General features: G+C 71.7%; 32 protein-coding genes and 1 pseudogene. 17 read left to right on the top strand and 16 right to left on the bottom strand.

The window, feature by feature from the left end:
• Positions 1 to 13: 13 nt before the first annotated feature.
• The 4 genes and pseudogenes from RM590_RS22670 to RM590_RS22655 all read right to left on the bottom strand — a co-directional run.
• Positions 14 to 1,198 carry a glycosyltransferase family 4 protein gene (locus RM590_RS22670; protein ID WP_311706517.1) on the bottom strand — a complete coding sequence of 395 codons (1,185 nt, stop codon included), beginning with the start codon at positions 1,196 to 1,198 and terminating at the stop codon, positions 14 to 16.
• Positions 1,195 to 1,650, bottom strand: a complete 456-nt coding sequence (locus RM590_RS22665) for a hypothetical protein (RefSeq protein ID WP_311706516.1) — start codon at positions 1,648 to 1,650, stop codon at positions 1,195 to 1,197. The genes RM590_RS22670 and RM590_RS22665 overlap by 4 nt, the downstream gene beginning before the upstream one ends.
• Positions 1,647 to 2,576: a sulfotransferase family protein gene (locus RM590_RS22660; RefSeq protein WP_311706515.1), complete on the bottom strand. Its 930-nt coding sequence runs from the start codon at positions 2,574 to 2,576 to the stop codon at positions 1,647 to 1,649. Before RM590_RS22660 ends, RM590_RS22665 begins: the two co-directional genes overlap by 4 nt.
• Positions 2,577 to 2,864: 288 nt before the next feature.
• Positions 2,865 to 3,635: pseudogene (locus RM590_RS22655) on the bottom strand (sporulation protein); the annotation flags it as partial.
• Positions 3,636 to 3,781: 146 nt separating this feature from the next.
• On the opposite strand from RM590_RS22655, the gene RM590_RS22650 reads away from it, so the two are divergent.
• The 4 genes from RM590_RS22650 (at position 3,782) to RM590_RS22635 (ending at position 5,892) form a co-directional block, all read left to right on the top strand.
• A complete protein-coding gene (locus tag RM590_RS22650) occupies positions 3,782 to 4,156 on the top strand; it encodes a hypothetical protein (RefSeq protein ID WP_311706514.1) in 375 nt (124 codons plus the stop codon).
• A 106-nt stretch (positions 4,157 to 4,262) separates the two neighbouring features.
• Positions 4,263 to 4,931 carry a DUF3105 domain-containing protein gene (locus RM590_RS22645; RefSeq protein WP_311706513.1) on the top strand — a complete coding sequence of 223 codons (669 nt, stop codon included), beginning with the start codon at positions 4,263 to 4,265 and terminating at the stop codon, positions 4,929 to 4,931.
• Positions 4,928 to 5,533, top strand: a complete 606-nt coding sequence (locus tag RM590_RS22640) for a DUF305 domain-containing protein (protein WP_311706511.1) — start codon at positions 4,928 to 4,930, stop codon at positions 5,531 to 5,533. Before RM590_RS22645 ends, RM590_RS22640 begins: the two co-directional genes overlap by 4 nt.
• 50 nt (positions 5,534 to 5,583) lie before the next feature.
• The gene (locus RM590_RS22635) at positions 5,584 to 5,892 is read left to right on the top strand and encodes a GNAT family N-acetyltransferase (protein WP_311706510.1); all 309 of its coding nucleotides are present in this window, start codon (positions 5,584 to 5,586) and stop codon (positions 5,890 to 5,892) included.
• Between the two features lie 17 nt (positions 5,893 to 5,909).
• Here RM590_RS22635 and RM590_RS22630 read toward each other — a convergent pair whose 3' ends face one another.
• Positions 5,910 to 6,296: an RNA-binding S4 domain-containing protein gene (locus RM590_RS22630; protein ID WP_311706509.1), complete on the bottom strand. Its 387-nt coding sequence runs from the start codon at positions 6,294 to 6,296 to the stop codon at positions 5,910 to 5,912.
• A 210-nt stretch (positions 6,297 to 6,506) separates the two neighbouring features.
• Here RM590_RS22630 and RM590_RS22625 point away from each other — a divergent pair, with 210 nt between their 5' ends.
• From RM590_RS22625 to RM590_RS22615, 3 genes are read left to right on the top strand one after another with little or no spacing between them, the layout of a single operon-like run.
• Complete coding sequence (locus RM590_RS22625; RefSeq protein WP_311706508.1) at positions 6,507 to 6,917, top strand: hypothetical protein; 411 nt, start codon at positions 6,507 to 6,509, stop codon at positions 6,915 to 6,917.
• A 1-nt stretch (position 6,918) separates the two neighbouring features.
• Positions 6,919 to 7,467 (top strand): FcoT family thioesterase, encoded by a 549-nt coding sequence (locus tag RM590_RS22620; protein WP_311706507.1) that lies wholly within the window; start codon positions 6,919 to 6,921, stop codon positions 7,465 to 7,467.
• A 10-nt stretch (positions 7,468 to 7,477) separates the two neighbouring features.
• Complete coding sequence (locus tag RM590_RS22615) at positions 7,478 to 8,524, top strand: cytochrome P450 (RefSeq protein ID WP_311706506.1); 1,047 nt, start codon at positions 7,478 to 7,480, stop codon at positions 8,522 to 8,524.
• A 23-nt stretch (positions 8,525 to 8,547) separates the two neighbouring features.
• Here the strand turns inward: RM590_RS22615 and RM590_RS22610 are convergent, their stop codons facing one another.
• Entirely contained in the window at positions 8,548 to 8,889 is a 342-nt protein-coding gene (locus RM590_RS22610) for an ArsR/SmtB family transcription factor (RefSeq protein WP_311706505.1), read from the bottom strand.
• Positions 8,890 to 8,978: 89 nt separating this feature from the next.
• On the opposite strand from RM590_RS22610, the gene RM590_RS22605 reads away from it, so the two are divergent.
• On the top strand, positions 8,979 to 9,977 hold the full coding sequence (locus RM590_RS22605; protein ID WP_311706504.1) for a zinc-dependent alcohol dehydrogenase family protein: 999 nt from the start codon (positions 8,979 to 8,981) through the stop codon (positions 9,975 to 9,977).
• On the opposite strand, the gene RM590_RS22600 is transcribed toward RM590_RS22605, so the two are convergent.
• Positions 9,961 to 10,923 (bottom strand): NADP-dependent oxidoreductase, encoded by a 963-nt coding sequence (locus RM590_RS22600; protein WP_311706503.1) that lies wholly within the window; start codon positions 10,921 to 10,923, stop codon positions 9,961 to 9,963. The two genes, RM590_RS22605 and RM590_RS22600, sit on opposite strands and share 17 nt — an antisense overlap.
• Positions 10,924 to 11,080: 157 nt before the next feature.
• Entirely contained in the window at positions 11,081 to 11,254 is a 174-nt protein-coding gene (locus RM590_RS22595) for a LacI family DNA-binding transcriptional regulator (protein WP_311706502.1), read from the bottom strand.
• A 389-nt stretch (positions 11,255 to 11,643) separates the two neighbouring features.
• Here RM590_RS22595 and RM590_RS22590 point away from each other — a divergent pair, with 389 nt between their 5' ends.
• From RM590_RS22590 to RM590_RS22580, 3 genes are all read left to right on the top strand, one after another.
• A complete protein-coding gene (locus RM590_RS22590) occupies positions 11,644 to 11,949 on the top strand; it encodes an ABC transporter permease (RefSeq protein WP_311706501.1) in 306 nt (101 codons plus the stop codon).
• 93 nt (positions 11,950 to 12,042) lie between these two features.
• Positions 12,043 to 12,444, top strand: a complete 402-nt coding sequence (locus tag RM590_RS22585) for a hypothetical protein (protein ID WP_311706500.1) — start codon at positions 12,043 to 12,045, stop codon at positions 12,442 to 12,444.
• A gap of 42 nt (positions 12,445 to 12,486) precedes the next feature.
• Positions 12,487 to 13,116, top strand: a complete 630-nt coding sequence (locus tag RM590_RS22580) for a uridine kinase family protein (RefSeq protein WP_311706499.1) — start codon at positions 12,487 to 12,489, stop codon at positions 13,114 to 13,116.
• On the opposite strand, the gene RM590_RS22575 is transcribed toward RM590_RS22580, so the two are convergent.
• Positions 13,109 to 13,693, bottom strand: coding sequence for an RICIN domain-containing protein (locus RM590_RS22575; protein ID WP_311706498.1), 585 nt, complete (start codon positions 13,691 to 13,693; stop codon positions 13,109 to 13,111). The two genes, RM590_RS22580 and RM590_RS22575, sit on opposite strands and share 8 nt — an antisense overlap.
• Positions 13,694 to 13,848: 155 nt before the next feature.
• On the opposite strand from RM590_RS22575, the gene RM590_RS22570 reads away from it, so the two are divergent.
• Positions 13,849 to 14,865 (top strand): peptidyl-alpha-hydroxyglycine alpha-amidating lyase family protein, encoded by a 1,017-nt coding sequence (locus RM590_RS22570; protein WP_311706497.1) that lies wholly within the window; start codon positions 13,849 to 13,851, stop codon positions 14,863 to 14,865.
• Between the two features lie 13 nt (positions 14,866 to 14,878).
• Here RM590_RS22570 and RM590_RS22565 read toward each other — a convergent pair whose 3' ends face one another.
• From RM590_RS22565 to RM590_RS22555, 3 genes are all read right to left on the bottom strand, one after another.
• A complete protein-coding gene (locus RM590_RS22565; RefSeq protein WP_311706496.1) occupies positions 14,879 to 15,385 on the bottom strand; it encodes a DinB family protein in 507 nt (168 codons plus the stop codon).
• Positions 15,386 to 15,479: 94 nt separating this feature from the next.
• On the bottom strand, positions 15,480 to 16,913 hold the full coding sequence (locus tag RM590_RS22560; RefSeq protein WP_311706495.1) for a dihydrolipoyl dehydrogenase family protein: 1,434 nt from the start codon (positions 16,911 to 16,913) through the stop codon (positions 15,480 to 15,482).
• Between the two features lie 140 nt (positions 16,914 to 17,053).
• Positions 17,054 to 17,704, bottom strand: a complete 651-nt coding sequence (locus RM590_RS22555) for a TetR/AcrR family transcriptional regulator (RefSeq protein ID WP_311706494.1) — start codon at positions 17,702 to 17,704, stop codon at positions 17,054 to 17,056.
• 81 nt (positions 17,705 to 17,785) lie between these two features.
• On the opposite strand from RM590_RS22555, the gene RM590_RS22550 reads away from it, so the two are divergent.
• Together RM590_RS22550 and RM590_RS22545 are read left to right on the top strand one after the other, a co-directional pair.
• Positions 17,786 to 18,478: a cysteine hydrolase family protein gene (locus tag RM590_RS22550; RefSeq protein WP_311706493.1), complete on the top strand. Its 693-nt coding sequence runs from the start codon at positions 17,786 to 17,788 to the stop codon at positions 18,476 to 18,478.
• A 29-nt stretch (positions 18,479 to 18,507) separates the two neighbouring features.
• Positions 18,508 to 19,170, top strand: a complete 663-nt coding sequence (locus RM590_RS22545) for a UdgX family uracil-DNA binding protein (protein WP_311706492.1) — start codon at positions 18,508 to 18,510, stop codon at positions 19,168 to 19,170.
• A gap of 46 nt (positions 19,171 to 19,216) precedes the next feature.
• On the opposite strand, the gene RM590_RS22540 is transcribed toward RM590_RS22545, so the two are convergent.
• Positions 19,217 to 19,666: a MarR family winged helix-turn-helix transcriptional regulator gene (locus RM590_RS22540; RefSeq protein WP_311706491.1), complete on the bottom strand. Its 450-nt coding sequence runs from the start codon at positions 19,664 to 19,666 to the stop codon at positions 19,217 to 19,219.
• A gap of 80 nt (positions 19,667 to 19,746) precedes the next feature.
• Between RM590_RS22540 and gap the strand changes: the two genes are divergently transcribed.
• Positions 19,747 to 20,751 (top strand): type I glyceraldehyde-3-phosphate dehydrogenase, encoded by a 1,005-nt coding sequence (gap, locus tag RM590_RS22535; RefSeq protein ID WP_311706490.1) that lies wholly within the window; start codon positions 19,747 to 19,749, stop codon positions 20,749 to 20,751.
• Here the strand turns inward: gap and RM590_RS22530 are convergent.
• Positions 20,748 to 21,482, bottom strand: a complete 735-nt coding sequence (locus RM590_RS22530) for a class I SAM-dependent methyltransferase (protein WP_311706489.1) — start codon at positions 21,480 to 21,482, stop codon at positions 20,748 to 20,750. The two genes, gap and RM590_RS22530, sit on opposite strands and share 4 nt — an antisense overlap.
• A gap of 846 nt (positions 21,483 to 22,328) precedes the next feature.
• Between RM590_RS22530 and RM590_RS22525 the strand changes: the two genes are divergently transcribed.
• A complete protein-coding gene (locus RM590_RS22525) occupies positions 22,329 to 23,510 on the top strand; it encodes a helix-turn-helix domain-containing protein (RefSeq protein WP_311706488.1) in 1,182 nt (393 codons plus the stop codon).
• A 207-nt stretch (positions 23,511 to 23,717) separates the two neighbouring features.
• Here the strand turns inward: RM590_RS22525 and RM590_RS22520 are convergent, their stop codons facing one another.
• Together RM590_RS22520 and RM590_RS22515 are read right to left on the bottom strand one after the other, a co-directional pair.
• On the bottom strand, positions 23,718 to 24,497 hold the full coding sequence (locus RM590_RS22520; RefSeq protein WP_311706487.1) for a GntR family transcriptional regulator: 780 nt from the start codon (positions 24,495 to 24,497) through the stop codon (positions 23,718 to 23,720).
• Positions 24,494 to 25,006, bottom strand: coding sequence for a GntR family transcriptional regulator (locus RM590_RS22515; RefSeq protein WP_394813951.1), 513 nt, complete (start codon positions 25,004 to 25,006; stop codon positions 24,494 to 24,496). Before RM590_RS22515 ends, RM590_RS22520 begins: the two co-directional genes overlap by 4 nt.
• A gap of 277 nt (positions 25,007 to 25,283) precedes the next feature.
• Between RM590_RS22515 and RM590_RS22510 the strand changes: the two genes are divergently transcribed.
• On the top strand, positions 25,284 to 25,829 hold the full coding sequence (locus RM590_RS22510) for an NUDIX hydrolase (RefSeq protein WP_311706485.1): 546 nt from the start codon (positions 25,284 to 25,286) through the stop codon (positions 25,827 to 25,829).
• Positions 25,830 to 26,066 lie beyond the last annotated feature (237 nt).

Here is a 26,066-nt window from a genome sequence, read left to right as displayed (position 1 = left end):
CCGGCCGCGAGCGTCAGCGGCGCCGCTCACCGGCGAGGTCGGAGAACAGGTCGGCCCACTGCTCGCGGATGGCCTCGGGGGAGTACCGTTCCACGGTCCCCAGCGCCGCGTCGCCCATCCGCGCGCGCAGGTCCTCGTCCGCCATCAGGCGGCGCATCGCCCCGGCCAGCTCCGGCACGTCGCCCGGCGGGACCAGCAGCCCCTCCTTGCCGTCGCTGATCACGTCGGCGGGCCCGGTCGGGCAGTCGTAACTGACCACCGGCAGGCCGTGCGACATGGCCTCGATGAGCACCATCGGCAGGCCCTCGTAGCGCGAACTCAGCACATACATCGACGCCTTGGCCATCTCCTCGTCCAACTGGGCGGTCTGCCCCATCAGGAAGACGTGATTGTAGAGGTGGTGCTCGTCGATGAGCGCGCGCAGCTCCCGCTGCTTGTCGCCGGTGCCGAAGATGCGCAACTGCCAGTCGGGGAATTCCTTCACGGTCTCCGCGAACGCCTCGATCAGCAGGTCGAAGCCCTTCTGCGGGCGCAGCCGGCCGGCCGCGATCGCGATCTTGGAGGAGCAGGTGGACGGCTTCTGCTTCAGCGAGTGCACCGCGTTGGGGATGCGGACCACGCGGGTGCCGGGCGCCATCCGCCGGTAGTCCTCGCGGTCCCGGCTGGTGAGCACGGCCACCGTGTCCAGGCGCGGATACCAGCGGACGATGGCCGCCTGGAGGTCTTCCTTGTGGGTGCCCAGGTTCACATGCTCCTGGCCGACGCGGATGACGCCGCCGTCCGCGAACTCGGCGGCCAGGATGTTCAGCGCCGGCCTGGTGGTGACCAGGATCCCGTCCCGCAGCTCCGACATCCAGCGGATCGTGGCCGCCTCGATGCGGCGGTTCATCGCCCGGTGGCCCGGCTCGCTGGCCGGGATGTGCCTTGGCGGCCTGCCGTTCTGCCGGTCCGTGCGCCAGGCGCGGAGCCCGGCCAGCGGCCCCGCCGGGCGCGGCGCGCGGGCGCCGGACCGCAGATCGGTCAGCGTCCGCAGCCGCACCCGGGAGTCGACGGGGAAGTGCGGCCGGTCCTTGCGCCGCAGCACACTGACCAGCTCCACATCGTGCCCGGCCCTGGCCATCGCGTTGGCCTGGGTGATCACCGTCCGGATGGTGCCACCCATGCCATACGCGTGGAGCAGCAGGTAACGGATCTTCATCGTGCCGCCTTGACCTCGACCGACAGGTTGTCCTTGATCGTGTAGTAGGGCTTGACCAGCGCCGCTCCCGACGACGCGGTGACCGACTGGCCGGGAAAGATCATGATCTTCTTCTTGCCCTGGATGTCGTCGAGCAGCCGGCCGACCCGCAGCAGGTCGCCGGGGTTCGCCCCCGGGTCGGGGGCCAGGTACAGATCCCAGAACACGGGCAGCGCGAGGCCGTCCGGCACGAAGTCGGCCACGGGGAGGGACACGTCGAACTCCGGGCCGTGCAGCGGCGCCGGGCGGCGCACCCGGTGGCCCTCGTCCTCCCGCGCCACCGCCAGCAGCCACCAGTCGGAGGGCCGCTCCGCCGCCGGGGCCGTTCCATGGAGGTGGCCGTGCAGCCGGCCGACCAGCCGCAGCCGGCCGTCGCGCGGCCAGACCTGGGCCAGCTCCGCGTGCGGCCTCATGAGGTCGCCCGCCCGGGGGAGGGCAGCCCCGCCGGGTAGCCCCAGGCGGCGCAGATGTCGTGCAGGACGTCGGGGATCTGGTCGGCGGGGGGCAGCGGGCGGGCCGGCTGCACCCGGCCGGAGCGGATCTTCTCCTTCCAGTCGCCCAGCCCCTTCTCCGGTTCGTCGTCGTTGTGCTCGCCGTACTCCAGCATCGCCGGCTCCCAGCGGAGGTCGAGGAAGTCGCAGACGCCCTTCAGCACGGCGGTGGGGTCCTCGGTCAGCTCCTCGTAACGGATGGTGTGGCCGGTGAGGTTGCCCCGGGCGCGCTCGACCGCGTTCATGAAGCGCAGGGCGTCCAGCGCGGCCTCCTCCGGGCCCCGGCGGACCGGGTCGGCCTCGTGCCAGGACTGGGCGATGGAGCCCGGGTGCCGCAGCAGGAAGACGAAACGGGCGTCCGGCCAGCAGTCGGCGATGCGCTGGTGGACGAAGGCGTTGCCCGGGGTCTTCTCCACGATGAACGACTTCCCGGACTTCACCAGTTCGCGGTGCATCAGCCGGTCCCACAGCAGGTGCTCGGCGTCGCCGCGGGTCAGGCCCAGCGCGGCCAGGGACTTCTCGGCCAGGCCGGTGGCGCAGTGCACCTCGAGGCGCCGGAAGTGCAGTTCGTGCGGCGCGTGCAGCCGGGAGTGCCCGTTCAGCATCATGCGCAGCAGCGTGGAGCCGGACCGCACCGGCGCGATGATGAACACCGGTTCCTTCAGCAGGCGGTCGATGCCCGAGCGGGCGGGCCGCCGGTAGGTGGTGGCCGGGCTCGGCCGGCGCGAGGCGCGGCCGGGCGGGCGCGGCGGGGAGGTGCCGGCGCGCGGGGGCTTGGGGCGGACCCGGCGCACCTGGAATCCGGTGGTGGAGCCGAGCGTGGCATTGAGTTTCCGAAGCACATTCATGGCGTACGAGGCTAAACACCAACCAGGGCGAGAACAACGGATGTCGATTCCCGTTGTTCTTACACCAGTGAATTCACGCTTCGGAAATCCACTGCCCGCCAAGTGGGTTGGTTCCCTTGTGGCGCTTGACCTCTGAAGTGACGGAAGTGGTGGCTGTCGGCGGTCCGGGGAATACTGAGTTCACACGCAGGAGTGAATGATCGGCGCTTTCCCGGCGGTTACCGGGCGGGCCCCCGGCCGTGCCCTCGCACGGCCGGGGAAAAGCGCCGGGGAACGCCGGTATCAGCGGCGCCCGCTGGCCAGTTGACGCACCCAGGAGTCCACCACGGACGCCCAGTCGGTGCCGGCCACGTCCTGGTGGCTCACGGTGAACCGGGTGAGGGCGTCGTGCCCGCCGGAGAACAGGCCGCCGCGCTTGTCCGCCTCCAGCACGACCTCCAGGCCGGCCGGCGAGGCCAGGAAGGTCAGTTCGACCTCGCGCATCACGGACGCGTACTGCGCCGACGGGATGAGCTCGATCTCCTGGTAGAACGGCAGCGTCTGGCCGGTGCCGCCGATGCGGCCCAACTCCAGGTCGGCCGACCGGAATCCGAAGCCGATCCGGGCGAACGCGTCCAGCACGGCCTCCTGGACGGGCAGCGGGCGCACCGACAGCGGGTCCAGGTCGCCCTTGTCGATGGCGCCGGCGATCGCCAGCTCGGTGCGCAGACCGAGGCCGATGCCCAGCGGCCGCCCGTACATCTCGGTGACCGGGGTCTCCCAGGGCACACCGATCGAGAACGGCACGGAGAACTGCTGTCCCTCGGACAGCGAGAAGCCGCCGCCGACCGTCTCCCGGTGGAAGACGACCGTTCCCTGGCTCTCCCCCTCGTCCGTCTCGGCCTCGACGCGGGCCACGAAGTCCAGCGTGATCTGCGTGATCTCCGCGTCGACCGATCCCCCCTGGACCAGGACCTGGCCGCCGAGGGCGGAACCGGGAAGGACCACACCGCTGTTCAGGATCGTGTCCACCGAGGGGCCACCGACGCCGAGTGATCCGAGCAACCGCTTGAACACCATCTCGGTGCTCTCCTTTGAGTCGTTACGTCTGGATTTGAGCAACTTTCGTGCGGCACAGGGCCGTTTACACGCTACCGTCAGGGACGCAGCGAAGCGGGGAAACGGTTCGTCGCCATCGGAGGGTCCCGTGAGTACGATGACGGGTGATGATACGAACACACGTCGGTCACGGTGGTGCCATCCTGCGCGCCACCGTGCTCAGTTGTGTGTTCGCCGTGGTGGCTGTGCTGTGCGCCGCCGTCCTGTGCGCGCCCGCCGCGGCGGCAGACCACGGTGACGGCCCCCGGACGCGCACCAGCATCGAGCCGCTGAAGGACTACAAGGAGCCGGGCAGCACCTGCCACGGCGGCCCCGGTTCGCCGGCCGACCCCGTGCCCCCGCCCCCCGTCCCGCTGCACGTCCCGGCCCTCGACCCGGTGCCCCCGGCCGCCCGCGCCCTGGCCGCCGTCTGCCCGGCCGGGAGCCCGTTCGACGGCGTGCCCGCCGTCGATCTGCACCGCCTCCAGGTCCAGCGAACTTAGGAAGAGAAGAGCTCGTCCCGCTGTTCCACCGCCCCGCGCCGCCGCCCCGGCCGCGCGGCCGGCCAGCACGACCTTCCCCCTTTCCCCCTTTCGCCGAGGACTTCCCATGGCTGCCAAGCAGAGCAAGAACAGCGCCCTCAACGCGCGCCGCGCCCGTATCGAGGAGGCTCGCCGCCAGGAGCGCGCCCGTGACCGCCGCAACCGGCTGCTCGCCATCATCGCGACCGTCGTCGTCCTGACCGCGCTGGTCGCCGGCGGCGGCTACCTCGTGGCCACCGCCGAGGACGACGACGACCAGGGCAGCACCGAACAGCCCGTGAGCGCGCCGCAGGCCGGCGACATCGAGGGCGAGCAGACCTGGTCGGACCTCGGCCGGGACCACGTCACCGGGGACGTGGACTACGCGATGACCCCGCCGGTCGGCGGCGACCACGCCAGGGCCTGGATGAACTGCGACGCCGACGTGTACGACTCCGAGATACCGGAGGAGAACGCCGTGCACTCCCTGGAGCACGGCGCCGTGTGGGTCACCTACAACGACGCCGCCACGGAGGCGGACATCAGCGCCCTGTCCGACCGGGTCTCGGCCACGCCCTACTCGCTGATGAGCCCGCTGCCCAGCCAGGAGTCCCCGGTGGTGCTCACCGCCTGGGGCCACCAGCTCGCGCTGGAGACCGCCGACGACCCGCGGGTCGAGCAGTTCTTCACCGCCTACGTGCAGGGCGACCAGACCCCCGAGCTGGGCGCCGCGTGCGGCGGCGGGCTGACCCAGTGACCGGCCGCCGCTGGCTGCCGGTGGCCAGCGCGCTGATCGGCGCGGTCGCGGCCGCGCTGATCGCCGTCTCGACGCTGGCCCCGGAGGACTCGGCGGCACCCGCCACTCCCGCGGCGGACTCGGTGGACGTCGGGTTCGCCCGGGACATGGCGGTACACCATCAGCAGGCCGTCGAGATGTCGTTCATCGTGCGCGACCGCACCGACGACGAGGACGTCCGGCTCCTGGCGTTCGACATCATCAACACCCAGGCCAACCAGCGCGGCATGATGCTCGGCTGGCTGGAGGTCTGGGACATGCCCAAGAGCACCTCCCAGCCGATGTCCTGGATGGCCGGCCACTCCGGCGGCCATGGCTGGGACATGCCCGGCATGGCCACCGACGAGGAGCTGGACGAGCTGCGCCGGGCCGGGGGGCGGGACGCGGAGGTGCTCTACCTGCGGCTGATGACCGAGCACCACCGCGGCGGCGTGGAGATGGCGCGGGCCGCGGTGGAGCGGGCCGGCAGCGAGGAGGTCACCCGCCTCGCGGCCGGCATGGTCGACGCCCAGGAATCGGAGATCTCGCTGATGGCGGACATGCTCGCGGAACGTGGCGCCTGACCGGCAGCACCGGCGTGCGGGCCGACCGGGGGCGGGCGACGATGGACGGCATGAACGCAACGGCATCGGTCCGGGACAACACGGACGCCGCACGCTTCGAGGCGTGGATCGACGGGGAACTGGCCGGCTTCGCCGACTACCTGCGCGCCGGGAACCTCGCGGTGTACCCGCACACCGAGGTGCGGGAGGCCTTCGAGGGCCGGGGGATCGGCTCCACGCTGGCCAGGACCGCGCTGGACGACGCACGGAGCCGGGACCTGCGGGTCCTGGCGCCGTGCCCGTTCATCTCCGGCTGGCTGGAGCGCCATCCGGAGTATCACGACCTGGCGTACGAGAACCGCAGCCGCGTCAGCGACTGACCCGCGCGTCGGTCGCCTTACCGGGCGCCGCGCAGTCGTTCCATCTCGCGGCGGTCGCGCTTGGTGGGGCGGCCGGTGCCGCGGTCGCGGACCGGGACGGCGATGGCCTCCTCGCGCGGCGGCGGGGGCGGGCTGTTGTCGATGAAGCACTCGGCGGCGACCGGCGGCCCCACGCGCTTGCGCAGCAGCCGCTTGACCACCACGATCCGCTCCCGGCCCGGCTGGCGGACCCGCACCTCGTCCCCCGGGCGCACCGGGGACGCGGGCTTGGCCCGCTCACCGTTCACCCGGACGTGCCCGGCCCGGCACGCCGAGGCCGCCAGCGAACGCGTCTTCGCCAGCCGCACCGCCCAGATCCAGGCGTCGACCCGCACGCTGCCCTGGACCGCACCTTCTTCTGCCATGCCTCCGACTCTAGGCCCTGTCCGGCCGGTCCCGCCGGGGGCCGCGTGCCCGGCCGGGCGGGGGTGGCGGGAAACCCGGGCCCGCGGCGGCTTCGGCGGGAGCGCTCGCGGAAATTTTCGACGTCTATTTTTTCGGGCGCCAATGGGCCACCCCTAGCGCTTGGAAAACCAACCCGTAGGCGCCCCCCTAGGCACCCCTACTTCGAATTCATGGCCCCCCTGGTGAAAGAGAATCCGCCTTGGCGCCGAACACCCCGGCTGCCACGCTCTGAATTCCGCTTCACCGGCGAATCACCAGAGGGATGGGCGTTGATCAGAATTCCGCAAGAAGGTGCGAAGATGTGCGGTGCGTTCGAGGACTTCGACCAGGTGGCGGCGCCTGCGGGCGGCCTGGTGCCGGTCGGGAAAACGGTGTGCGAACAGCGAATCGAGATTCCGGAAATCCGGCGTATCAAGTCCGCCGAGTTCATTGAATTCGGCCGGCCGGCGGGCGTGGTGGCCGCCTCGGGCCGACTTGTCCATCGCCGCCCGGAACACCGCGACATCCTTGTCTCGGCGAATGCGGAGAAATTCCCACGGCACGACTGCTCCCGCACGCTCCGGCCGTCCGGGCTGACCTGACATGGCCGCTGAGGAGTACGGCAACGACGCGGCGTTGCTGGCGGACGTGCTGCGGGTCTACAAGCCGAACTGCCGCTATCTGCGGTCGGCCGGCATGGTGGTCCGGGGTCAGCCGGGGGAGCCGGGCGGCGGCCTGACCGTGCGCGGCACGTTCCATGTGCCCGAGTCCTGCTACATCGACGACACCGGCCACTTCAACGCCGTCGAGTTCGTCATCTGCTTCAACCAGATCGGCTATCTGATGCTGGCCAAGTCGGTGAAGGAACGCGCCCTGCGCGCCCTCGACGGCTGGACCATGGACGACTACTGGGCCCGGCAGCTCGGCGACATGTTCATCGTCGACATGCACAGCGCCTACCGCCGCGCCATCCGCGGCCGCAGCTTCTGGGGCGAGCTCGACGTCACCGACGTGGTCGAACGCGACGGCGGGAACGGCCCGTTGCTCATCCTCTCCACCAGGATCCGGTTCGGCGAGAGCGAACCCATCGCCTGCCACGGCCGCGTCCGCATCGCCGTCCGCATCCCGCCGCGCCCCGGCGCCCCGTCCTGAGCAGGAAGCCATGCCCACACCCTCCGAGGAACGCGCCGTCGTCGGCGGCGGCACCACCTGGCTGGTCACCCGGTACGCCGATGTCCGCGAAGTCCTCGGCGACTCCGAGCGGTTCAGCACCCGCCCCGGTCCCGGGGCGGAGATGCCCGAGCGGCTCGCCGCGCTCCGCCCGGTCGTCCAGGACATCATTGACGAACGCCTCGACGCGCTGGCCGCCGCAGGTCCGCCCGCCGACCTCTGCGCCGGTTTCGCCGTTCCGGTCACCACCTCGGTGATAGCCCGGCTGCTCGGCGTGCCCCGCGGTGACCGGGAGCTGTTCCGCGCGGTCGCCGCCGCCGCGTTCGGCTCGGCCGGCCGCGCGGCCCCGGAGACCGGCAGCCGCCCCCTCTTCGACTATGTGCGCCGCCTGCTGCGGGAACGCCGCGCCGCCCCCGGCGAGGACGTCCTCAGCCAACTGATCACCAGCGGCGTCCGGAGCGAACAGCCGCTCACCGAGGACGAGATGGTCATGATGGGCGGCGGCCTGCTGATCTCGGGCCTCAACACCACCGCCACCACCCTGGCCCAGGGGATGCTCGCGCTTTTGGAGGACCCCGGTGAACTGGACCGGCTGCGCGCCGACCCGGCGCGGGTGCCCGAGGCCGTCGGCGCACTGGTCCGCTTCTTCGGCGGCGCCGCTGCGTTGACCCGCGAGGTCACCCGGGACACCGAACTCGGCGGGAAGCGAGTCGCCGCCGGCGATCTGGTCGTCGTCGCCCTCCAGCCCGCCGACCGGGGCCACGACCGCGGCCCCGCCCCGTTCCCCGGCCCGGACCGCCCCGGCCTCACCCGCCGCCCCGTCGGACACTTCGGCCTCGGTCCGCGTCATTGCGTCGGGCAGCAGACCGCCCGGCTCGAGCTGGACCTCGCGCTGCGCACCCTGCTGCGGCGCGTTCCCTCGCTGCGGCTGGCCGTTCCGCTGGCGGACATCGAGTTCAGGGCGGACGCGCCGATGGTCGGGCCCGCCGCGCTGCCCGTCACCTGGGACGAGATCGGGCCCGCCGCAGGCCGACGCTGAACTTGGCTTGCCCTGCGGCGCGTTCAGCGGGACGCGCCGCCGTGGACGGGCGCCCGGTCCGCGGCGACGACCGCGTCGAGCAGGCCGGGGAAGACCTCCTCGAACTCCTCGCGCCGCAGGGCGTTCATCCGGGCGGTGCCGACGTAGTACTGCCGGATGAGACCCGCCTCGCGCAGGATCCGGAAGTGGTGCGTGGCGGTGGACTTGCTCACGGGCAGGTCGAACCCCCCGCACTTGACGTCGGTGGCGGCGGCGCAGAGCTGCGTGACGATGCTCCGCCGCACCGGGTCGACGAGGGCCTCCAGCACGCGCTGAAGCGTGATCGTCCGCATGTCGGGGTGGGGCGGGACGCGATCGGTGTCCATGGCCCCATCGTACGACATCCATCAAAGGTTGACAGTCATCGTACTTTCGGGTTTGAGTGAGGGCGTTCCCACGGCGAAAGGGCGAAGTGATGGCCACAACAGTGCTGTTCGACGAACTCGGCGGGCCCGAGGTGCTGCGGCTGGCGGACGTGGAGGTCGGCGAACCGGGGCCGGGCGAGGCGCGGATCCGGGTCGACGCGATCGGCCTGAACCGGGCCGAGGTGCTGTTCCGGACCGGCCGTTACATCGAGACGGTGAAGAAGTTCCCCGCCACGCTGGGGTACGAGGCCGCCGGTGTGATCGAGGCGGTCGGCGAGGGCGTGACCGGCCTTGCGACCGGCCAGCCCATCAGCGTCGTGCCGTCGTTCTCGCTGAACGACTACGGGGTCTACGCCGAGCGGGCCATCGTGCCCGCGAGAGCCCTGCTGCCCCGGCCCGACAGCATCGGCGCCATCGAGGGCGCGGCGGTGTGGATGCCGTATGTGACCGCCTACGGCGCGCTGGTGGAGGTCGGCGGGATGCGGCCCGGGGACACGGTCGTGCTGAACGCGGCGTCCAGCAGCGTGGGCCTGGCCGCCATCCAGGTCGCCGACCGCGTCGGCGCCACGCCGATCGCCCTCACCCGCACCGCCGACAAGAAGGACAGGCTGCTGAAGGAGGGCGCGGCGGAGGTGATCGTCACCGAGTCGGAGGACGTGACCGAACGGGTGCTGGCCGCGACCGGTGGCCGGGGCGCCGAGTTCGTCTTCGACGCGGTCGCCGGCCCCGGCCTTCGGGAGCTGGCCGGGGTGGTCGCCCCCGGCGGCACGCACCTGGTGTACGGCGCGCTGAGCGGCGAGCCCACGCCCTACCCGGGCATCGAACTCGGCATGCCGGCGCTCAACATCCGCGCCTACAGCATGCACGAGACGACGACCCGGCCCGAACGGCTGCGCCGCGCCGCGGCGTTCGTCGCCTCCGGCCTGCGCTCGAACGCCTTCCGGCCGGTGGTGGACCGCACCTTCGAACTCTCCGAGATCGTCGAGGCCCACCGCTACCTGGAGTCGAACGCCCAGATCGGCAAGATCGTGGTCACCGTCCCGCACTGACCACCGCGCTGGGCTCGGGGCCTCCGGGGACGAGCACGATCTTGCCCAGGGTGTGGCGGCGTTCCAGCTCGCGGAAGGCCGCTCGGACCTCCGTCAGCGGGTAGGTAGCGGAGATCGGCACCTCCAGCGCGCCCCGGTCGATCAGCGCCGCCAGCTCGGCCAGCACCTCCGGGTCCGCCCCCTCGGCGTTCCCGGCGGTCCGGGTGCCGAACTCGACGGCGTCCCGCTGGTTGATGATGGTGTTGATCCGCTGCGGCTCGACGCCCAGGCGCAGGGCCAGGCGCACATAGTCCGCGCCGAAGGTGTCGATGAACGCGTCGGGCCGGGCGCCGTCCGCCGCCGCCACGATCGCCTCCGCCATGCCCTCCCCGTACGCCACCGGGACCACCCCCCGCGCGGACAGCCACTCGTGGTGGTGCGGGCCGGCCAGCCCGATCACCGTGGCGCCCGCGTTCCGCGCCAACTGCACGGCCAGCGAGCCGACTCCGCCCGCCGCGCCCGCGACGACCACGGTGTCCCCGCGGCCCGCGCCCACCGCGTGCACCGCCGCCCACGCCGTGCTGCCCGCCACGAACAGCCCGCCCGCCGCCGGCCACGGCACCCCCACCGGGCGGGGCACCAACTGCCGCGCGCCGGTGACCACATAGTCCGCGTGGCTGGCCCGGGCGTCCGTCCAGCCCAGCACCTCGTCGTCCGTCCGGAACCCGGTCACCCCCGGCCCGGACGCCACCACCAGCCCGGCCAGATCGCTGCCCTGCCCGGAGGGGAACGTCGCGGGCCACCGCTCGTGCAGCAGCCCGCGCCGGACGGCCGCCTCGCCGGGGTTGATCCCGGCGGCCCGCACCCGCACCAGCACCTCCCCGGGGCCGGGGTCGGGCATCGGCACCTCCTCGACCCGCAGGACGTCGACGTCGCCGTACTCGCTGAACCTGACCGCCCGGGGCATCGCTGGGGCTCCCTTCCTGCGCGCGGCAAACCGCCCCAACCGGGGCATTCACCCCCCGAGCATGGCACGCTGACGCGCCGTTGGGCCGCCGACGGCGCGCCCGGAGGGAACGGGTCGCCGCCCGCTCCCGGCTCCTGTCAGGCCCGCACCGGGTCGCTCAGCCGGTGCGCCGTGGACTCCCGCCAGCGGATCCGGGCCGGCAGCAGCGTCTCGCCGCCGCGCGCGTTGCCTCCGTCATGCGGCCGGTGCCGGACAGGGCCTCCGACGCGGTGCTCGGCGACACGTTCGCCGCCCGGGCCACGTCCTTGAGCGTGACTGTTCGGCGCCTCATGGTGCTCATCATACGAGCGGCCGGCGCGGCCCGGCCGGTCCCCGGTGTTACGCCCACGCTTCGGTCCCGGGTCGGGGAGGGGTGCTTGCGGCCGGTCGTCGATCGAGTGTGTAAACACCGCGTCCGGAGCCCCGAAGGCCATTGACGAATCGATTCGGCAATTCCTGCGTTCTCGTCCTGCCCGAGCGACGAGCAACCGAGAGGGTTCATGTCCGGACACGGAAACTCCCCCACGACCACGACCACGCCCACGACCACGCCCACGAGAACGGCAATCACCATCACGACTTCGGGGAGGGCTTCTTCGACCAACCGCCCAGGCTCGGCAAGGGACTTGAGGGACACGGCGCCGTCGACGACTTCAACGTCGGCCGCACGACGCGGAGTACGTGCGCACCGCCCGCGCCAAGGGCCTCACCGAACGGGCCATCGTCCTGCGCCACGTCGCCCGCAACTCGGTGAACGCCGCGCTGTCCATGAGCGGCCTCCAGGTCGGCTTCATGTTCGCCGGGGTCCTGGTCGTCGAAAGCGTCTTCAGCTGGCCCGGACTCGGCAGCTACCTGGGCGCCGGCATCCCCGTCTCGGACTTCCCCGCGGTGGCGGGCGTCACGTTCGTCCTGGGCGCCGTCCACATCGCAGCCAACACCGCGGTGGACATCCTCCAGGGCGCCGCCGACCCCCGGATCACCCTCTGAGGGGCGCGGGGGGCGGGCGCCGCCGTCGCCCGCGCGGCCGTCTGAGAGAGTATCCGGCACACACGCCGAACGGATGCCCACCGGAGGCAGCAAGTGCGCATAGGAACAAGGGCGTTGGGGGCGGCGACGGCGCTCGCCGCGGTCACGCTGGGCGGCTGCGGAACGAGCGGGACCGCCACCCCCGACGGCGAGGACGCCCCCCGCCCCGTGCGAACCGCGGCCCCCACGCCGCACGCCCCGGAACCGGACGCGGCGCTGACCGACCCCTCCCCGGAGGAGGACCTCACCACGCCGCTGCCGCCCCCCGAGCCCACGACGACCCCCAGCACCGAGGGACCGCCGCCGCCCACCGACGAACCGGAGACCACCCCGCCCGCCCCCACCTGGGAGGGCCCGCGCCCCGAGGAATGCCAGATCGGCGACGACTACTGGGACGAGTACCTGCGGGACCTGTGCGAGGAGTACATGAACGGCAGCCAGCCGCCCGCCCGTTAATCCGCTCGCGGCCCCCGCCGCGGCAGGCTAGGCTCACGCGCCGTGACCCCGACCGTCGTTGAAACGTTCGCCGCCCTCGCCGCGGACATCCAGACCGGCCCGCCGCGCCTGGGGCCCGTCCGGCTGGTCGCCGTCGACGGCCCCGGCGGCGCGGGCAAGAGCACGTTCGCCGCGCGGCTGGCGGCGGCGTTCGACGGTGGGGTTCCGGTGCTGCACACCGACGACTTCGCGTCCTGGGACGGCACCGAGGACTGGTGGCCCCGCCTGGAGGAGCAGGTCCTGCGCCCGCTCGGCGCCGGCCGCCCCGGGCGTTACCAGCGCTACGACTGGGAGCGCCGGGAACTCGCCGAGTGGCACGACGTCCCGGTGACCGATGTCGTCGTCCTGGAGGGCGTCAGCGCCTCCCGGCTGGCCGTCGCCGACCGGCTGACGCACGCGATCTGGATCGACACCGACCCGGCCACCCGCCTTGGCCGCGGCCTGCTCCGGGACGGCGAGGACGCGCTGCCGCTGTGGCGTGAGTGGATGGCCGAGGAGGACCGGCACTTCGCGTACGACCGGGCCCATGAACGGGCCGGGCTCACCGTGGACGGCGCCCCGGCGCTGCCGCACGACCCGGACCGGGAGTATGTCCGCCGCGCCCCGGCCCACCCCGGCGGCGGTCTCAGTTGATCTCCCACGGCCGGTCGTTGGGGCCCAGCCGCCACAGCCGGTCGTCGCTCGGGTAGGCCGTGTCCAGGTGCAGGGAGTCCCACGCGCCGCCGTGGAACCGGTCGACGGACAGCGCCAGATCCTCGTTCGTCAGCGGCCGCCACAGATACCAGCCGGCCTCCGGGTCGCGCCGGTCGGCGGGCGTCAGCCGCCAGGTCTGGCGGGCCGAGCCGTCGCAGTCGCTCACGGTGGCCGGCACCCCGCGCGCCGGGACCTCGCGGCCGGGCTGGAGGCACTGGCCCGTTTCCCGGTTGCGGATGATGGCGTACCACCCGCCCTCGTCGTCCTCGGTCAGATCGACGTCCCAGGACTCGGTTCTTGCACTCCCTTGCGGATCGCGGAGCGTGATGGCGTCCGCGTTCCGCTCCCGGCCGTCCCGGTCCAGGGCGAGGCGCCCGCCGTCCAGCCTGTTGACCAGGTCCTGGTCGTAGAGGGGCTGGGCGGCGGCGGGCGAGGCCCCGGAGAGGGCGGCCGCGAGCGACAGGACCCCCGCGGTGGCCACCGCGAACAGCGACGCGCGACGACGGCGCACGGACATGAAGCCTCCTTGAACAGAAGTGGGACGGCGGCGGAAAGCCGACCGCAGAGAGAATGCGCCGCCCCGGCGAGCCGCAGGCATCACGGGCCGGGGGTGCACTCGAAGGAGGGACGCCCGGCTAAGATTCCGGACCCACGCGCACAGGGAGGGAACCGATGGCCGTCGGACCCGCGACCAGCGAAACCGTCTATGAACCCGTGCCCTTCTGGGCCAAGATCCCGCACGGACTCTGGCTCACCGAGGCCACCTCCGTCGCCGTCGACTCGAGAGACCGCGTCTATGTCTTCAACCGCGGCAACATGCCGGTCCTGGTCTTCGACCGCGACGGCAACCTCGTCGACATGTGGGGCAACGAAACCCCGTTCAACGGCACCGAGTTGTTCGAGGATCCCTACGGCAACCCCATGCCGCGCTGGCAGGGCAGCCGCTTCCTGCGCGCCCACGCCATCACCGTCGACCATCAGGACCACCTCTGGCTCGTGGACGACGTGGGCAACACGATCACCAAGACCGACACCCGGGGGAACACGCTCCTGGTGCTGGGGACCGGCCGGCCGAGCGCCTTCCAGAGCGGGATCCCCTTCAACCGCCCCACGGACGTGGCCATTTCCCCCAAGACGGGCGAGGTCTTCATCACGGACGGCTACCGCAACTCGCGCGTCCACCGCTACGACGCCGACGGCGGGCACATCACCTCGTGGGGCGAACCCGGCACCGACCCGGGCCAGTTCAGCCTCCCGCACAACGTCGCCATGTTCGGCGACGACGCGGTGATCGTCTGCGACCGGGAGAACCACCGGGTCCAAGTGTTCTCGCTGGACGGCGAGTTCCGCACCGCCTGGCACGCGCACAAGGCCGTCGCCGTCTGCGCCGGCAAGGGCGAGGACACCAACGTCTACGTCGCCGAGCAGGGCCCGCCGCCGGTGCAGCAGGGCGTGCCCGGCATCGGCCACAAGATCCAGGTCTATGACCGCGACGGGCGGCTGGTCACCAGGTTCGGCGCCGCGCTGCCGGGCGAGGCGCCGGACCAGTTCAACTGGCTGCACAGCGTCGCGGTGGACTCCGAGGGCAGCGTCTACGCCGCCGAGGTCTCCTACGTCGAGGTCGGCAGCAAGCTGACGCCGCCGCGCGAGATGGTCAGCCTCCGCAAGTGGCGCCGCGTGCGCGGGTGAGGCGGGGCGCCGCTCAGGCGCCCACGGTGCCGTCGATGCCCTCGCGCAGGAAGTCCGCGTGCCCGTTGTGCCGGGCATACTCGTGGATCAGGTGGAGCATCACCAGCCGCAGCGACACCTCCTCGCCCCAACGCGCCTGGTAGCCCGTCACATTGAGCGACTCCGCCGCCGCCTCGATGCGCCGCGCGTGGTCGACTTCCGCGCGCCAGGCGGCGAACGCCTCGTCGCGGGTCGCGCCGCTCGGGTCGTACGCCGCCTGGAAGTCGCCCTCGTCCGACCACACCAGCGGGATGTCCTCCGCGTTGATCACCCGGCGGAACCAGGTGCGTTCCACCTCGGCCATGTGCCGCACCAGGCCGAGCAGGGACAGCGTCGAGGGCGGCATCGACCGCAGCCGCAGCTCCTCGTCCGACAGGCCCTCGCACTTCATGGCCAGCGTCGCCCGGTGGAAGTCGAGGAAGCCGCGCAGCATTTCCCGCTCGCCGCCGGTCACCGGGGGGCTGACTCGTTCCGTGGTCACCGCTGGGCCTCTGCTTCTCTTTCTCGGGGCGTCTTCTGCCGTTGCGTCCTGCCGGGTCAGGCTACGGCGCCCGGCCCGGCGGCGGCATCTCCTTTCAGCCCCGGTAGGTCTCCAGCAGCCGCAGCCAGATCTCGCTGACCGTCGGGAACGCCGGGACCGCGTGCCACAGCCGCTCCACCGGGACCTCGCCCACCACCGCGATCGTCGCCGCGTGCAGCAGCTCGCCCGCGCCCGGGCCCACGAAGGTGGCGCCGATCAGATGGCCGCGGTCCAGATCGACCACCATCCGGGCCCGGCCCCGGTAGTCGTCGGCGTAGAGCGACGCGCCCGATACGTTCCCCAACTCGTAGTCCACCACGCGGATCCGCCGGCCCCCCTCCTCGGCCTCTCGCGCGGTGAGGCCCACGGCGGCGGCCTCCGGCTCGGTGAACACCACCTGCGTCGTGGCCGCCGCGTCGGCCGTCGCCACGTGCGCGCCCCACGGCGCGTCGTCGACGCGCTCGCCCCGGGCGCGCGCCGCGATCACCGCGCCCGCGATGCGTGCCTGGTACTTCCCCTGATGGGTCAGCAGCGCCCGGTGGTTGGTGTCGCCCGCGCAGTACAGCCAGCCGCCCTCGACGCCGGTGACCCGCAGGGTGTCGTCCACCGTCAGCCAGGACCCCGGCTCCAGGCCGACCGTCTCCAGCCCCAGGTCGTCCGTGGCCGGGCGGCGGCCGGTCGCGAACAGGATCTCGTCGGCCACGAGTCGACCGCCGTCGTCGAGCGACACCGTCACCGGGCCCGAGCCACCGGGGCGTTCGGCGCCGCTGACCGACACCCCGGCCCGCACGTTCACGCCCCGGGCCGCCAGCCCCTCGGCGACCAGTTCCCCGGCGAACGGCTCCATCCGCGGCAACGGCCGTTCGCCCCGCATCAGCAGCGTCACCTCCGAGCCCAGCGCGCTCCACGCCGCCGCCATCTCGGCGCCCACCACGCCGCCGCCCACCACGGCCAGCCGCCCGGGCACCTCCTTGGCGCTCGTCGCGTCCCGGCTGGTCCACGGGCGGGCCTCGGCCACGCCCGGCAGCTTCGGCACCACCGCCCGGCTGCCGGTGGCCACCACCACGGCGTGCCGGGCGGTCAGCTCCCGCGTCCCGCCGTCCGGCGTCCGGACCGCGACCCGGCGCGGCCCGGTCAGCCGGCCGTGGCCGCGCACCAGGTCGATGCCGACCGACTCCAGCCAGGACGCCTGCCCGTCGTCGTGCCAGTCGCCGACGAACCGGTCGCGCCGCGCCAGCACCGCGCCCGCGTCCAGCCGCCCGCCCGCCGCCTCGCGCGCCCCCGCGACGGCGCGGGCGGCGGCGAGCGCGGCGGCCGGGCGCAGCAGCGCCTTGCTGGGGACACAGGCCCAGTACGAGCATTCGCCGCCGACGAGTTCGGCCTCCACGATCGCGGTGGTCAGCCCGGCGGCCCGGGTCCGGTCGGCGACGTTCTCGCCCGTCGGGCCGGCGCCGATCACGATCACGTCGTACGCGGAAGGTTCGGTCATGGGAAACGCTCCTCGGGGCCGTGGCGGAACGGAAAGGGCCGGGGCCCACCGTAGGCCGGGCCCGGCACGGGGCCCACCCGGGCGCGCCGTCGCGCACGCCGTCGCGCGCGCCGGTGAACGCGCCCCGCGCCCGCGCTCCGTCAGGCGGGCGCGGGGGGGCGTGGCGCGTTCCGGTCACCGCGGTCGGCGACCAGGGCGCGGCGCAGCAGCAGCGCCAGCCGGTCGCCGAACTCGTCGGCGGACCAGCCCCGTTCGTTCAGGAGCGTCTCGACCATGTCGGACGAGATGAGCCCGAGCAGCATGTCGGTGGCGCTCGGCACGGTCCACGGCGCGGCGAGCCGCCCCTCGCGCGCCAGCCACTCGGCCAGCCGTCGGCAGTGCGCGAGCTGGGAGGCGATGGTGCGTTCGGCGTGCCGGGCGGCGTCGGCGTCGTGCCGCCGGACGCGGCGCACCGCCTGGTCCACGGCGAGCACGCGCGGATGGTAACGGGCCAGGTGGCGGGCCCATTCGTCCAGCGCGGCCACGGCGTCGGGGGATTCCCAGACCCGCCGCAGCGACGTGTGCAGGCCCTCCTCCCCGGCCAGGTAGTCGAACAGCGCGGTCACCAGCTCGGTGCGGGAGGCGAAGTGCAGATAGATCCCGCGGCGCGAGACCCCGACGCGCTCGGCGACCTCGCCCATCGTCAGGGCCTCCAGGCCGCGTTCCTCCAGCAGCGCGCGGGTGGCGGCCAGGATGGCCGACCGAGTGCGGCGGCTGCGCGCGTTGCGCGGGGCGTCGATGGACCGGCTCATGCCGGACAGCCTTGCACACAACTGCGCGCCCTGTGTACTTTTCTGAAGTGCACGCCATGTGAAGTTGACGAGCGAGGGGCAGTGGACGTGATCATCATCGACGCGCGGCCGGAGCCGCTGACGATCGACCCCGCCACCGGCGCGGTCGTCGTCATCGACATGCAGAACGGCTTCGGGGCCCCCGGCGGCGGGCTCGACCACGGCGGCGGCGACATCTCCGTCATACGGGCCGCCATCGAGCCCACCGCCCGCGTCCTGGCCGCCGCCCGGTCCGCCGGGCTCCGCGTGATCTACCTCCGGCACGGATACGCCCCGGACCTGTCCGACATGGGCGAGCACGACGCCAAGAACTGGCTCGTTCACGCGGCGGCGGGCGTCGGCACGCCGCTGACCGCGCCGGACGGCACCCCGGGCCGCGTCCTGATCCGCGACACCTGGAACACCCGCGTTCTGGACGAACTGACGCCCGAGCCGGGCGACATCGAGATCGGCAAGACCCGGTTCAGCGGCTTCCCCGGCACCGACCTGGACGCCACGCTGCGCCGGCTCGGGATCCGCACCCTGGTGGTCACCGGCTGCACCACCAGCATCTGTGTGGAGTCGACGATCAGGGACGCGATGTTCCGCGACTACCGCGCGCTGCTGCTGGAGGACTGCACCGGCGAGCCGCAGGGCGCCGAGTACCACGCCTCCTCGCTCGCCCTGATCGAGCGCAACTTCGGCTGGGTCGGCGACTCGGCCGGCTTCCTGCGGGCGGTGGCCGCCGCCGGATAGACCCGCCTCCGCCGGGGTACCCGGGGACGATGGCGCGAGGAACGAGGGGCCCCGGCCCGGAGGACTACGACGCCGGGCCGTATGTGCCCGAGGACGCGGGCCTGCCGGACCTGCGGCGGGCCGCCGCGGGCTGCGAGGGCTGCCCGCTGTACCGGGACGCCACCCAGACCGTCTTCGGCGCGGGCGATCCGGCGGCCCGCGTGCTGCTGGTGGGGGAGGAGCCCGGCGACCGGGAGGACCGGCGCGGCGAGCCGTTCGTCGGCCCGGCCGGCCGGGTGCTGACGCGGGCGGTGGAGGAGGCCGGCATCGACCCGGACGACACGTACATCACCAACGCGATCAAGCACTTCAAGTTCGGCCGCCCCGGCGGCGGGAAGCGGCGCATTCACAAGCCGCCGAGCCTGCGTGAACTGACCGCCTGCAAGCCCTGGCTCCAGGCCGAACTCCGCGAGATCTCCCCGGAGGTGGTCATCGCCCTCGGCGCCTCGGCGGGCAAGGCGCTGCGCGGCTCGTCGTTCCGGGTCACCCGCGAACGCGGCGTCCCCCAGCCGCTGCCGCTGCCGGGCGGCGAGGGCAGCACGATGGTCGCCACGATCCACCCCTCCGCGATCCTGCGCGCCGACGAGGAACGCGAAGCCGTCTACGCCGAGTTCGTCACCGACCTGCGCGTCGCGGCCCGCCTGCTGCGCTGACCGCCCCAGGGCCGACGGTGCCGAATGAGCCGGTTGACGTGAGCCGCTACGACGCGCCCCGGCCGAGCTCCGCGAGCCGGGACAGGGCGGGCAGCGCCCGGGCGATCGCCTGCCGCTCCTCGGCCGTCAACCGGGCCAGGAGCGGCACCAGATGGCGCGTCCGGTCGGCGTGGCGGGACCGGCCGATCCGCCGCCCGGCCTCGGTGATGTGGACCAGGACCGCGCGCCCGTCGCTCGGGTCGGGGCGGCGTTCCACCAGCCCCTCCCGTTCCAGCCGGGTGACGAGCTGCGTGATGCCGGGCTGGCTGATCTGCTCGGTCCTGGCCAGCTCGGACAGCCGCATCGGGCTGCCGCGGGTCGCCAGCGTGTCCAGCACCGACAGCGTCGTGAAGGGCAGCTTCTCCAGCGTGGGGAGCCGGATGTAGAAGCGGTTGAAGTTCTCGATGGCCGCGGTGAACGCCTCCGCGTCCAGGCCGTCGTCGGGGGTCTCGTGCACGCCGGAAATATATCGCAGATTTATTTAAGCTGCTTATGCTGTTCGGGTACGCACCCCGCGTCGACGCAAGGAGAGACACCATGACTGTTCGTATCGGCATCAACGGATTCGGGCGGATCGGCCGCAACGTCTTCCGGGCCGCGGTCGCGCGCGGCGACGACCTGGAGATCGTCGCGCTCAACGACCTCGGCGACGTGGCGACCATGGCCCATCTGCTGGCCTACGACTCCGTCCTGGGCCGCTTCCCCGGCGAGATCACCGCCGAGCCCGGCGCGATCCGGGTCGGGGACACCACCGTCCGCGTCCTGGCCGAACGCGACCCGGCCGGCCTGCCGTGGGGTGAGCTGGGGGTGGACGTCGTCATCGAGTCCACCGGCGTGTTCACGCGGGCCGACAAGGCCCGGGCACACGTCGACGGCGGCGCGAAGAAGGTCATCATCGCCGCCCCGGCCAGCGGCGAGGACGTCACCGTCGTGCTCGGTGTGAACCAGGACGCCTACGACCCGGAGCGCCACACGATCATCTCCAACGCCTCGTGCACCACCAACTGCCTGGGCGTCCTGGCCAAGGTGCTGCACGACGCGGTGGGCATCGAGGCGGGCATGATGACCACCGTTCACGCCTACACCCAGGACCAGAACCTCCAGGACGCCCCGCACAAGGACCTGCGCCGCGCTCGCGCCGCCGCCCTCAACATCGCGCCCACCTCCAGCGGCGCGGCCAAGGCCATCGGCCTGGTCCTGCCCGAACTCCGGGGCCGCCTGGACGCGTTCGCCCTGCGGGTGCCCGTCCCCACCGGCTCGGTCACCGACCTGACCGTCACCACCAGCCGCCCCACCACCGTGGACGAGATCAACGACGCCTACGCCCGCGCCGCCGCCGGTCCCTACCGGGGCCTGCTGTCCTACACCGAGGCACCCATCGTCAGCACCGACATCGCGGGCGACCCGGCCTCCTGCGTCTTCGACGCCGAACTCACCCGCGTCGTCGGCCCCCAGGTCAAGGTCGTCGGCTGGTACGACAACGAATGGGGCTACTCCAACCGCCTCATCGACCTGGCCCTCCTGGTCGGCGGCACCCTCTAACCCGCGCGCCGGAAGAGGGCCGCCCACAGGAACGGCTCGCCGAAGCGCGGCGAGTCCGGCGGCTCCTGACGCATGCGGCGCAGTTCGACCTCCATCAGACCGGCGAAGATGTGGCGCAGGGATTCGGGCGTATAGGCGAGGCCGCCGTGCAGGCGGGCGTCGCGGTAGAACTCCGCGTCGTCGAGCTCGGATCCCATCGCCCCGGCCGCGAAACAGGTCAGGGCGAGATGGCCGCCGGGCGCCAACGCCCGGTCCAGGAAGGCGAGATAGCTGATCCGGCGGTGCGGCGGCAGATGGTGGAAGCAGCCGGAGTCATAGATCAGGTCGTAGGGGCCGGCGAGTTCGGTGCCGACGAGGGCGAACGCGTCGCCGCGGCGGAACCGCACCTCGGCCCCCGCCTCGGCGGCGCGCTCCTCGGCCCAGGCGAGGGCCGTGGGGGAGAGGTCGACGGCGTCCACCTCGAAGCCCAGCGAGGCGAGACGCAGCGCGTTGCGGCCCGGACCACAGCCCAGGTCGAGCGCCCGGCCCGGGGTGATCAGACCGCGTTCGAGGTACGACACCAGGCTCTCGTCGGGCTTCGCGACGAAGAACGGCACCTCCTTGTCGCGGTCCGCGTAGAAGCCGTCCCACCAGGAGGCGCCGCCGCCCTCGCTCCAGCGGTCGGCCTCCGGCGCGAACAGGCCGTCCAGCAGCCGCAGGACGTCCTCCACGGTGCGCATGTTCCGGTCCATCGAACTCCCCTTTCCGCTGCGCCGATCGTAGGCTCCGGCATGGTAAAAGCCCAGCTCAGAAGAGGTACGCGAAAGCCGCCCAGGCCCGGCTGGGCACCTGGCGGGGTCGCGGAGAAGCCTTGGCCCGGGGACCGGTGGGAACCCCCGCGGACACCCCCGCGAGGGCCCGTCCCGGGGCCTTTTCGGGGCCCGCCGGAGAGGGTTTTTCGGCGTTAACCGCTGCCTCCCGGCGGGCTGCGGCCTTACGGCCGGTCCCGCGCGAGCGGCGAAGGGCCATGGTGATGCACTCCTATCGAAAGACCGGTGTGGTTGCTTCCGACGCCTCGACAAAATGGCGACGGACACCCCGCCTTCAGCGGGACTAAGAAGTCCTCGTTCAATTCCTTATTCATCTTCAGATGGCGCACACTGGTGCGTCGTTTCGTCCCATAGGAAAACGCCGCATTCGCAGCGCCTGACTTCGGGAACCGGCTCGCGCAGATACTGCGGCGCATCATCGGATGCGAGCTCGTCAATGCTCACGCCCCAGAACCCACGTTGTCCGCCGCGCTGACTACTTCCGTTGGGCGACCCGCCCGTCTGTGCCATGTCAGCCTGCCTCCAACGAACAGGTTGGCCACGCCCCTGAGCCTTGCCCATGGCTGCGGAGGCACCTCCTATGCGCGGTAGAGCAGTTCACTGCACAAGCCTCTGTACGACGGCTCATGCAGCGTGCCCGTGCGCCTACGGGGAGTTAACTCCTCTGGCCGCAGAGTGACTTGCACAGCACTTGCACAGATGCGGGCGCCCAGCTCGGGGGCGTGGGACTATGGGAGAGCACCTGAACCAACTCTCAGGGGAATGACCATGACTGGGACACGTCTGGCTCCGGGGGCGAACGTTGCGAAACTCCGCAAGGAACGAGGGCTTCAACAAGCCCAGCTCGCCCGATTGGCTTCTGTCTCCGTATCTCTGCTGAGCAAGATCGAGGTAGGGGACCGAACACTTACTCCGGCAACAGCCGCCGCACTGGGGCGCGCCATGGGCGTATCGATGGCCGAGGTGCAGGGACGTGATCCCGTGGCGCGGTCAGAAGAGGCCACAGTGATGGATCTCAGGGCTGCGATTCGCGATTACGACCTCCCTCGCACCGCCCCGCCCCAGAAAGAGGAGCTGCGCGCCCGGTTGACCAGCATCGACGAATTGCGAGACTCGGTCAATCTTTCCGTGTTAACGCCGCTGCTGCCCGTCGCGTTGCGCGACGCCACCTCTTATGCGTGCTCGGCAAATAGCGCGGAGGGCTGGGCCATACTGGCGGACGTCTATGGCGCCATCTACTGGCTCTCCGCTCGGCATCGCTGGATGGATTTGGCTGAGTTGGCAGTGTCCCGTCAGCGCTGGGCGGCGGAGCAGAAGCCCAATCCCTTGAGCGCGGCAGTCGCAGCCAGGGATAGAGCAGGAACATACTTGAACTTCGGGGATTGCGAGGGAGGGCTTACTCTCATCGACCGAGCCATCGCGGCGGCCGAGAGTGCGCTTTCGGGAGAGGAGAGAGACATCGCCGTCGGCATCCTGAACTTGCGTGGGATGACGTTGGCGGGCAGGCTCCGCGATGACAAAGAGGCCAAGAGGGAAGCTAATCGACACGTCCAGTACGCCAGGCGCGTGTCGGAATACTTTTCCTCAGACTTCAAAGTGCACGGGGTTACTTTTGGCCCCAGGAATACTCTCGCCCATCAACTGGCAACATGGGTTGATCTGGGCAAGCCGAGAGATGCCCTGGAGCTCACCGATAATTTGGGGCAAGCTCTTCGGGGTCTGCCGCCGACTCGCCTAGCGCCGAGTTACATCACCAAAGGCAGGGCGCAATTGGATATGGGCGACAGCGATGGCGCCCTCGAAAGCCTTGCTTCTGCGTGGGAGATCGCCCCACAACTGACACGCATTCACCCCATGGCGCAGGAGGTTTTGCGCGTTGTGGGATCAATGCACAAACGGAGCAATCCACTGCTGACACGACTTCTGGAACTTTCGGGATTGGGACCCTGACTATCGGGCGTCGCAGCTCGCAGAAGCCGACTGGCTGGGGCGGACGGCCTCCGAGGTCCGAGGCGGGCACCATGGAACGAGCCTCGAAGAGCGGGGGCCCCATCGGGCCTGATGCGGTGCCGCTACGTGCGGCTCGGCCGTGTTGCGCTGCGCGAGATGCTCCCCGTCCGGCTGTGCCGCCGCGTCATCGGTGGCGTTGAACGTCGGTCACTCCGGCGCGAACTCGTATCGCAGCTCGTAGAGGTGACCGGCCTTGGCCATGACCGTGACCTCGATGGGACGCTCCTCGTCGCTGTAGACGACGCGCAGAGTCCGAAGGATCGGCAGGCTGCTGGGAAGCCGGAGCGCCGTGTACTGCTCCTGCGTGGGTACCCGGGCGGAGACGCGATCCACGCTGCGCCGGGGCGGGTGGCCCAGCTCGGCAAGGAGAGTCGGTGTGCCGCCCTTGATCTTGCGGCGTTCCATCATCGGGGTGCCGCGGGCGATCTCCAACGGGTAGTAGGACTTGACCAGTTCCACGGGCTCATCGTCGTTCATGAGGATCTGGCGGCGGAGCAGCGCGGTGCCACCTTCTGGCAACTCCAGTGCGACGGCGACATCAGCCGGGGGAGTGGTCTCCGCCACGTCGAGCAGCTTGCTCCGCGCTCGCACACCATGCTTCGCGGCCTCGGTGAGCCAGCGGTAGGCCTCGCCGGGGCCCGCGGGGGCCATGGAGGAGGCGGGCCGCACGGTCCGCTGGCGGTGCTCGCGGACGGTGACAGCGGCGCCGGGCCGGCCGATGACCAAGTGCTCGTCCTTGAGGAGCCGCAGAGCCTTTTGCACGGTCGCGTTCGAGGCACTGAATCTGGTCTTGAGCTGGGCTGTGGATGGAAGCTTGGCGCTCGGGGACAAGTCGCCGCTCATGATTTCGTCGCGCAGGTCGGCGGCGATCCGCTCGTGCAGCGAGCGGGGGTCGTGTGCGTCCGCTTCGGTCTTGGGCACGGTCATCCGATCCTGAGCTCGTAACGCAGCCGCTGGCGCTGTGCGGGCATGACCATCATGTCGGCTTGAATCGGCCGGTCGTCGCCGTCCAGCGTGAGCCGTGTCAGCCGCAGAACGGGCTCGTGTGGTTCTGTCCGCAGCGCTTCTCGTTCGTCCTCGCTGGGCATCCGGGCGGTCACGTCCTCGCGGACCCGGGCGCCCACATGCCCGAGTTCGGCGAGCAGCGTCACCGCTCCACCGGGAATCCTGGCCGTCTCGGCGAGACCGGTGCCCCGAGCGATATGCGCCGGGTAGTAGGTGTCCGTCAACTCGCATGGCTCGCTGTCGAGATACATGATCCGCCGACGTACCACGACATCCGCCCCCACGGACACCCCGAACAGCGCAGCAACCTCGGGCGGCGCCGCGACTTCCCCGGCATTGACGATGCGCTGACTGCCTCGCCGCCCCTTGGCCGCGGTCTCAGCGCCCCAGGCGTCTGGCTGACCCTTCTCGCGCGGCGTCAGGTACGGCATCGAGGTGCTGATCCACTCGCTGGTGCTCACGGCGTCCTCCCGTCCAGCGGACGATCTTCCGACCTTGCTGCTTTACACGGTAAGCGAACCCTTGAAGAGATCCACGCCCTGGCCGACATCCTTGCTGCCTTTCGTGAATAGCAGTACGGTGCTCGCGGGTGTGCAGCCCAGGAACGAGGTGGTGATCGACCGTGTCCCTGTCACGGCAATGCGACTCCCCCGGCTCCGCACCTCCGCTCGCTCCGCGTCGGCAGGACCACATGGCTGCCGTTCAATCATGGCCATCACACCGGACCACATCCGCGAGACCGTCGACGAGTACCTGGAGGCCCACCCGGACGAGAAGCGGGAACTCGGGCCCGTCCTCGACCTCCTCGACGCCGGGGCCGACCTCACCTCAAGGAAGGAGTTCCGCGGACACGCCACCGCTGGGGCGATCCTCGCCGACCCCGACGGCCGCGTGCTCCACATCCACCACCTCGCCCTCGACCGCTGGCTCCTGCCCGGCGGGCACCTCGAGGCCGACGATTCCCGGCTCGTCGACGCGGCGCGGCGCGAGCTGACCGAGGAGACCGGCATTCCCGTTTCGGTCGTCGTCCCGGCAGGACCGCGCCCGCTGCACATCGATGTGCACCCCATCCCCGCCAACGATGCCAAAGGCGAGCCCGAACATCAGCACGTCGACTTCCGGTTCCTCTTCCGCACCACCTCGGCCGACGTCGGCGAGCTTCAGACGGAGGAGGTCACCGCCGCGGCGTGGCGCGACGCCGGGACCATCGCGGACGAGACGCTGCGCAGCCGCGTCATGCAGGCCCTGCGCTGACCTGATCGCCCGAGCCAGCGACTGACTGTGACGGCGGGCAAACCCTCGCGGCCGTGGCACCTGGGAGCCGCTGCTCGTGGCCCCGGCCATCATTCTCCCGATGGCCGGGGCTCTTCCGGTACCTTGCACGCCACACCGGTGACCCCGCACGGGTTCCAGGACACTGAGTTGGGACGACACCGCCGCCTTCCCCACCGAACGGCTCCCGGGCAACTCCTCGCTACGGTCTGCGTCTGA

The organism is Streptomyces litchfieldiae, from assembly GCF_031845365.1.
GTDB lineage: Bacteria > Actinomycetota > Actinomycetes > Streptomycetales > Streptomycetaceae > Streptomyces > Streptomyces litchfieldiae.
This window is presented reverse-complemented; position numbering and strand designations above follow the sequence as displayed.

Bases quoted from the DNA above. Each gene is read 5' to 3' on its own strand.
- RM590_RS22670 (WP_311706517.1), bottom strand. From the start codon at position 1,198: ATGAAGATCCGTTACCTGCTGCTCCACGCGTATGGCATGGGTGGCACC.
- RM590_RS22665 (WP_311706516.1), bottom strand. From the start codon at position 1,650: ATGAGGCCGCACGCGGAGCTGGCCCAGGTCTGGCCGCGCGACGGCCGG.
- RM590_RS22660 (WP_311706515.1), bottom strand. From the start codon at position 2,576: ATGAATGTGCTTCGGAAACTCAATGCCACGCTCGGCTCCACCACCGGA.
- RM590_RS22650 (WP_311706514.1), top strand. From the start codon at position 3,782: ATGATACGAACACACGTCGGTCACGGTGGTGCCATCCTGCGCGCCACC.
- RM590_RS22645 (WP_311706513.1), top strand. From the start codon at position 4,263: ATGGCTGCCAAGCAGAGCAAGAACAGCGCCCTCAACGCGCGCCGCGCC.
- RM590_RS22635 (WP_311706510.1), top strand. From the start codon at position 5,584: ATGAACGCAACGGCATCGGTCCGGGACAACACGGACGCCGCACGCTTC.
- RM590_RS22630 (WP_311706509.1), bottom strand. From the start codon at position 6,296: ATGGCAGAAGAAGGTGCGGTCCAGGGCAGCGTGCGGGTCGACGCCTGG.
- RM590_RS22625 (WP_311706508.1), top strand. From the start codon at position 6,507: ATGGCCCCCCTGGTGAAAGAGAATCCGCCTTGGCGCCGAACACCCCGG.
- RM590_RS22620 (WP_311706507.1), top strand. From the start codon at position 6,919: ATGGCCGCTGAGGAGTACGGCAACGACGCGGCGTTGCTGGCGGACGTG.
- RM590_RS22615 (WP_311706506.1), top strand. From the start codon at position 7,478: ATGCCCACACCCTCCGAGGAACGCGCCGTCGTCGGCGGCGGCACCACC.
- RM590_RS22610 (WP_311706505.1), bottom strand. From the start codon at position 8,889: ATGGACACCGATCGCGTCCCGCCCCACCCCGACATGCGGACGATCACG.
- RM590_RS22605 (WP_311706504.1), top strand. From the start codon at position 8,979: ATGGCCACAACAGTGCTGTTCGACGAACTCGGCGGGCCCGAGGTGCTG.
- RM590_RS22600 (WP_311706503.1), bottom strand. From the start codon at position 10,923: ATGCCCCGGGCGGTCAGGTTCAGCGAGTACGGCGACGTCGACGTCCTG.
- RM590_RS22595 (WP_311706502.1), bottom strand. From the start codon at position 11,254: ATGAGGCGCCGAACAGTCACGCTCAAGGACGTGGCCCGGGCGGCGAAC.
- RM590_RS22575 (WP_311706498.1), bottom strand. From the start codon at position 13,693: ATGTCCGTGCGCCGTCGTCGCGCGTCGCTGTTCGCGGTGGCCACCGCG.
- RM590_RS22570 (WP_311706497.1), top strand. From the start codon at position 13,849: ATGGCCGTCGGACCCGCGACCAGCGAAACCGTCTATGAACCCGTGCCC.
- RM590_RS22560 (WP_311706495.1), bottom strand. From the start codon at position 16,913: ATGACCGAACCTTCCGCGTACGACGTGATCGTGATCGGCGCCGGCCCG.
- RM590_RS22555 (WP_311706494.1), bottom strand. From the start codon at position 17,704: ATGAGCCGGTCCATCGACGCCCCGCGCAACGCGCGCAGCCGCCGCACT.
- RM590_RS22545 (WP_311706492.1), top strand. From the start codon at position 18,508: ATGGCGCGAGGAACGAGGGGCCCCGGCCCGGAGGACTACGACGCCGGG.
- gap (WP_311706490.1), top strand. From the start codon at position 19,747: ATGACTGTTCGTATCGGCATCAACGGATTCGGGCGGATCGGCCGCAAC.
- RM590_RS22530 (WP_311706489.1), bottom strand. From the start codon at position 21,482: ATGGACCGGAACATGCGCACCGTGGAGGACGTCCTGCGGCTGCTGGAC.
- RM590_RS22525 (WP_311706488.1), top strand. From the start codon at position 22,329: ATGACTGGGACACGTCTGGCTCCGGGGGCGAACGTTGCGAAACTCCGC.
- RM590_RS22520 (WP_311706487.1), bottom strand. From the start codon at position 24,497: ATGACCGTGCCCAAGACCGAAGCGGACGCACACGACCCCCGCTCGCTG.
- RM590_RS22515 (WP_394813951.1), bottom strand. From the start codon at position 25,006: ATGCCGTACCTGACGCCGCGCGAGAAGGGTCAGCCAGACGCCTGGGGC.
- RM590_RS22510 (WP_311706485.1), top strand. From the start codon at position 25,284: ATGGCCATCACACCGGACCACATCCGCGAGACCGTCGACGAGTACCTG.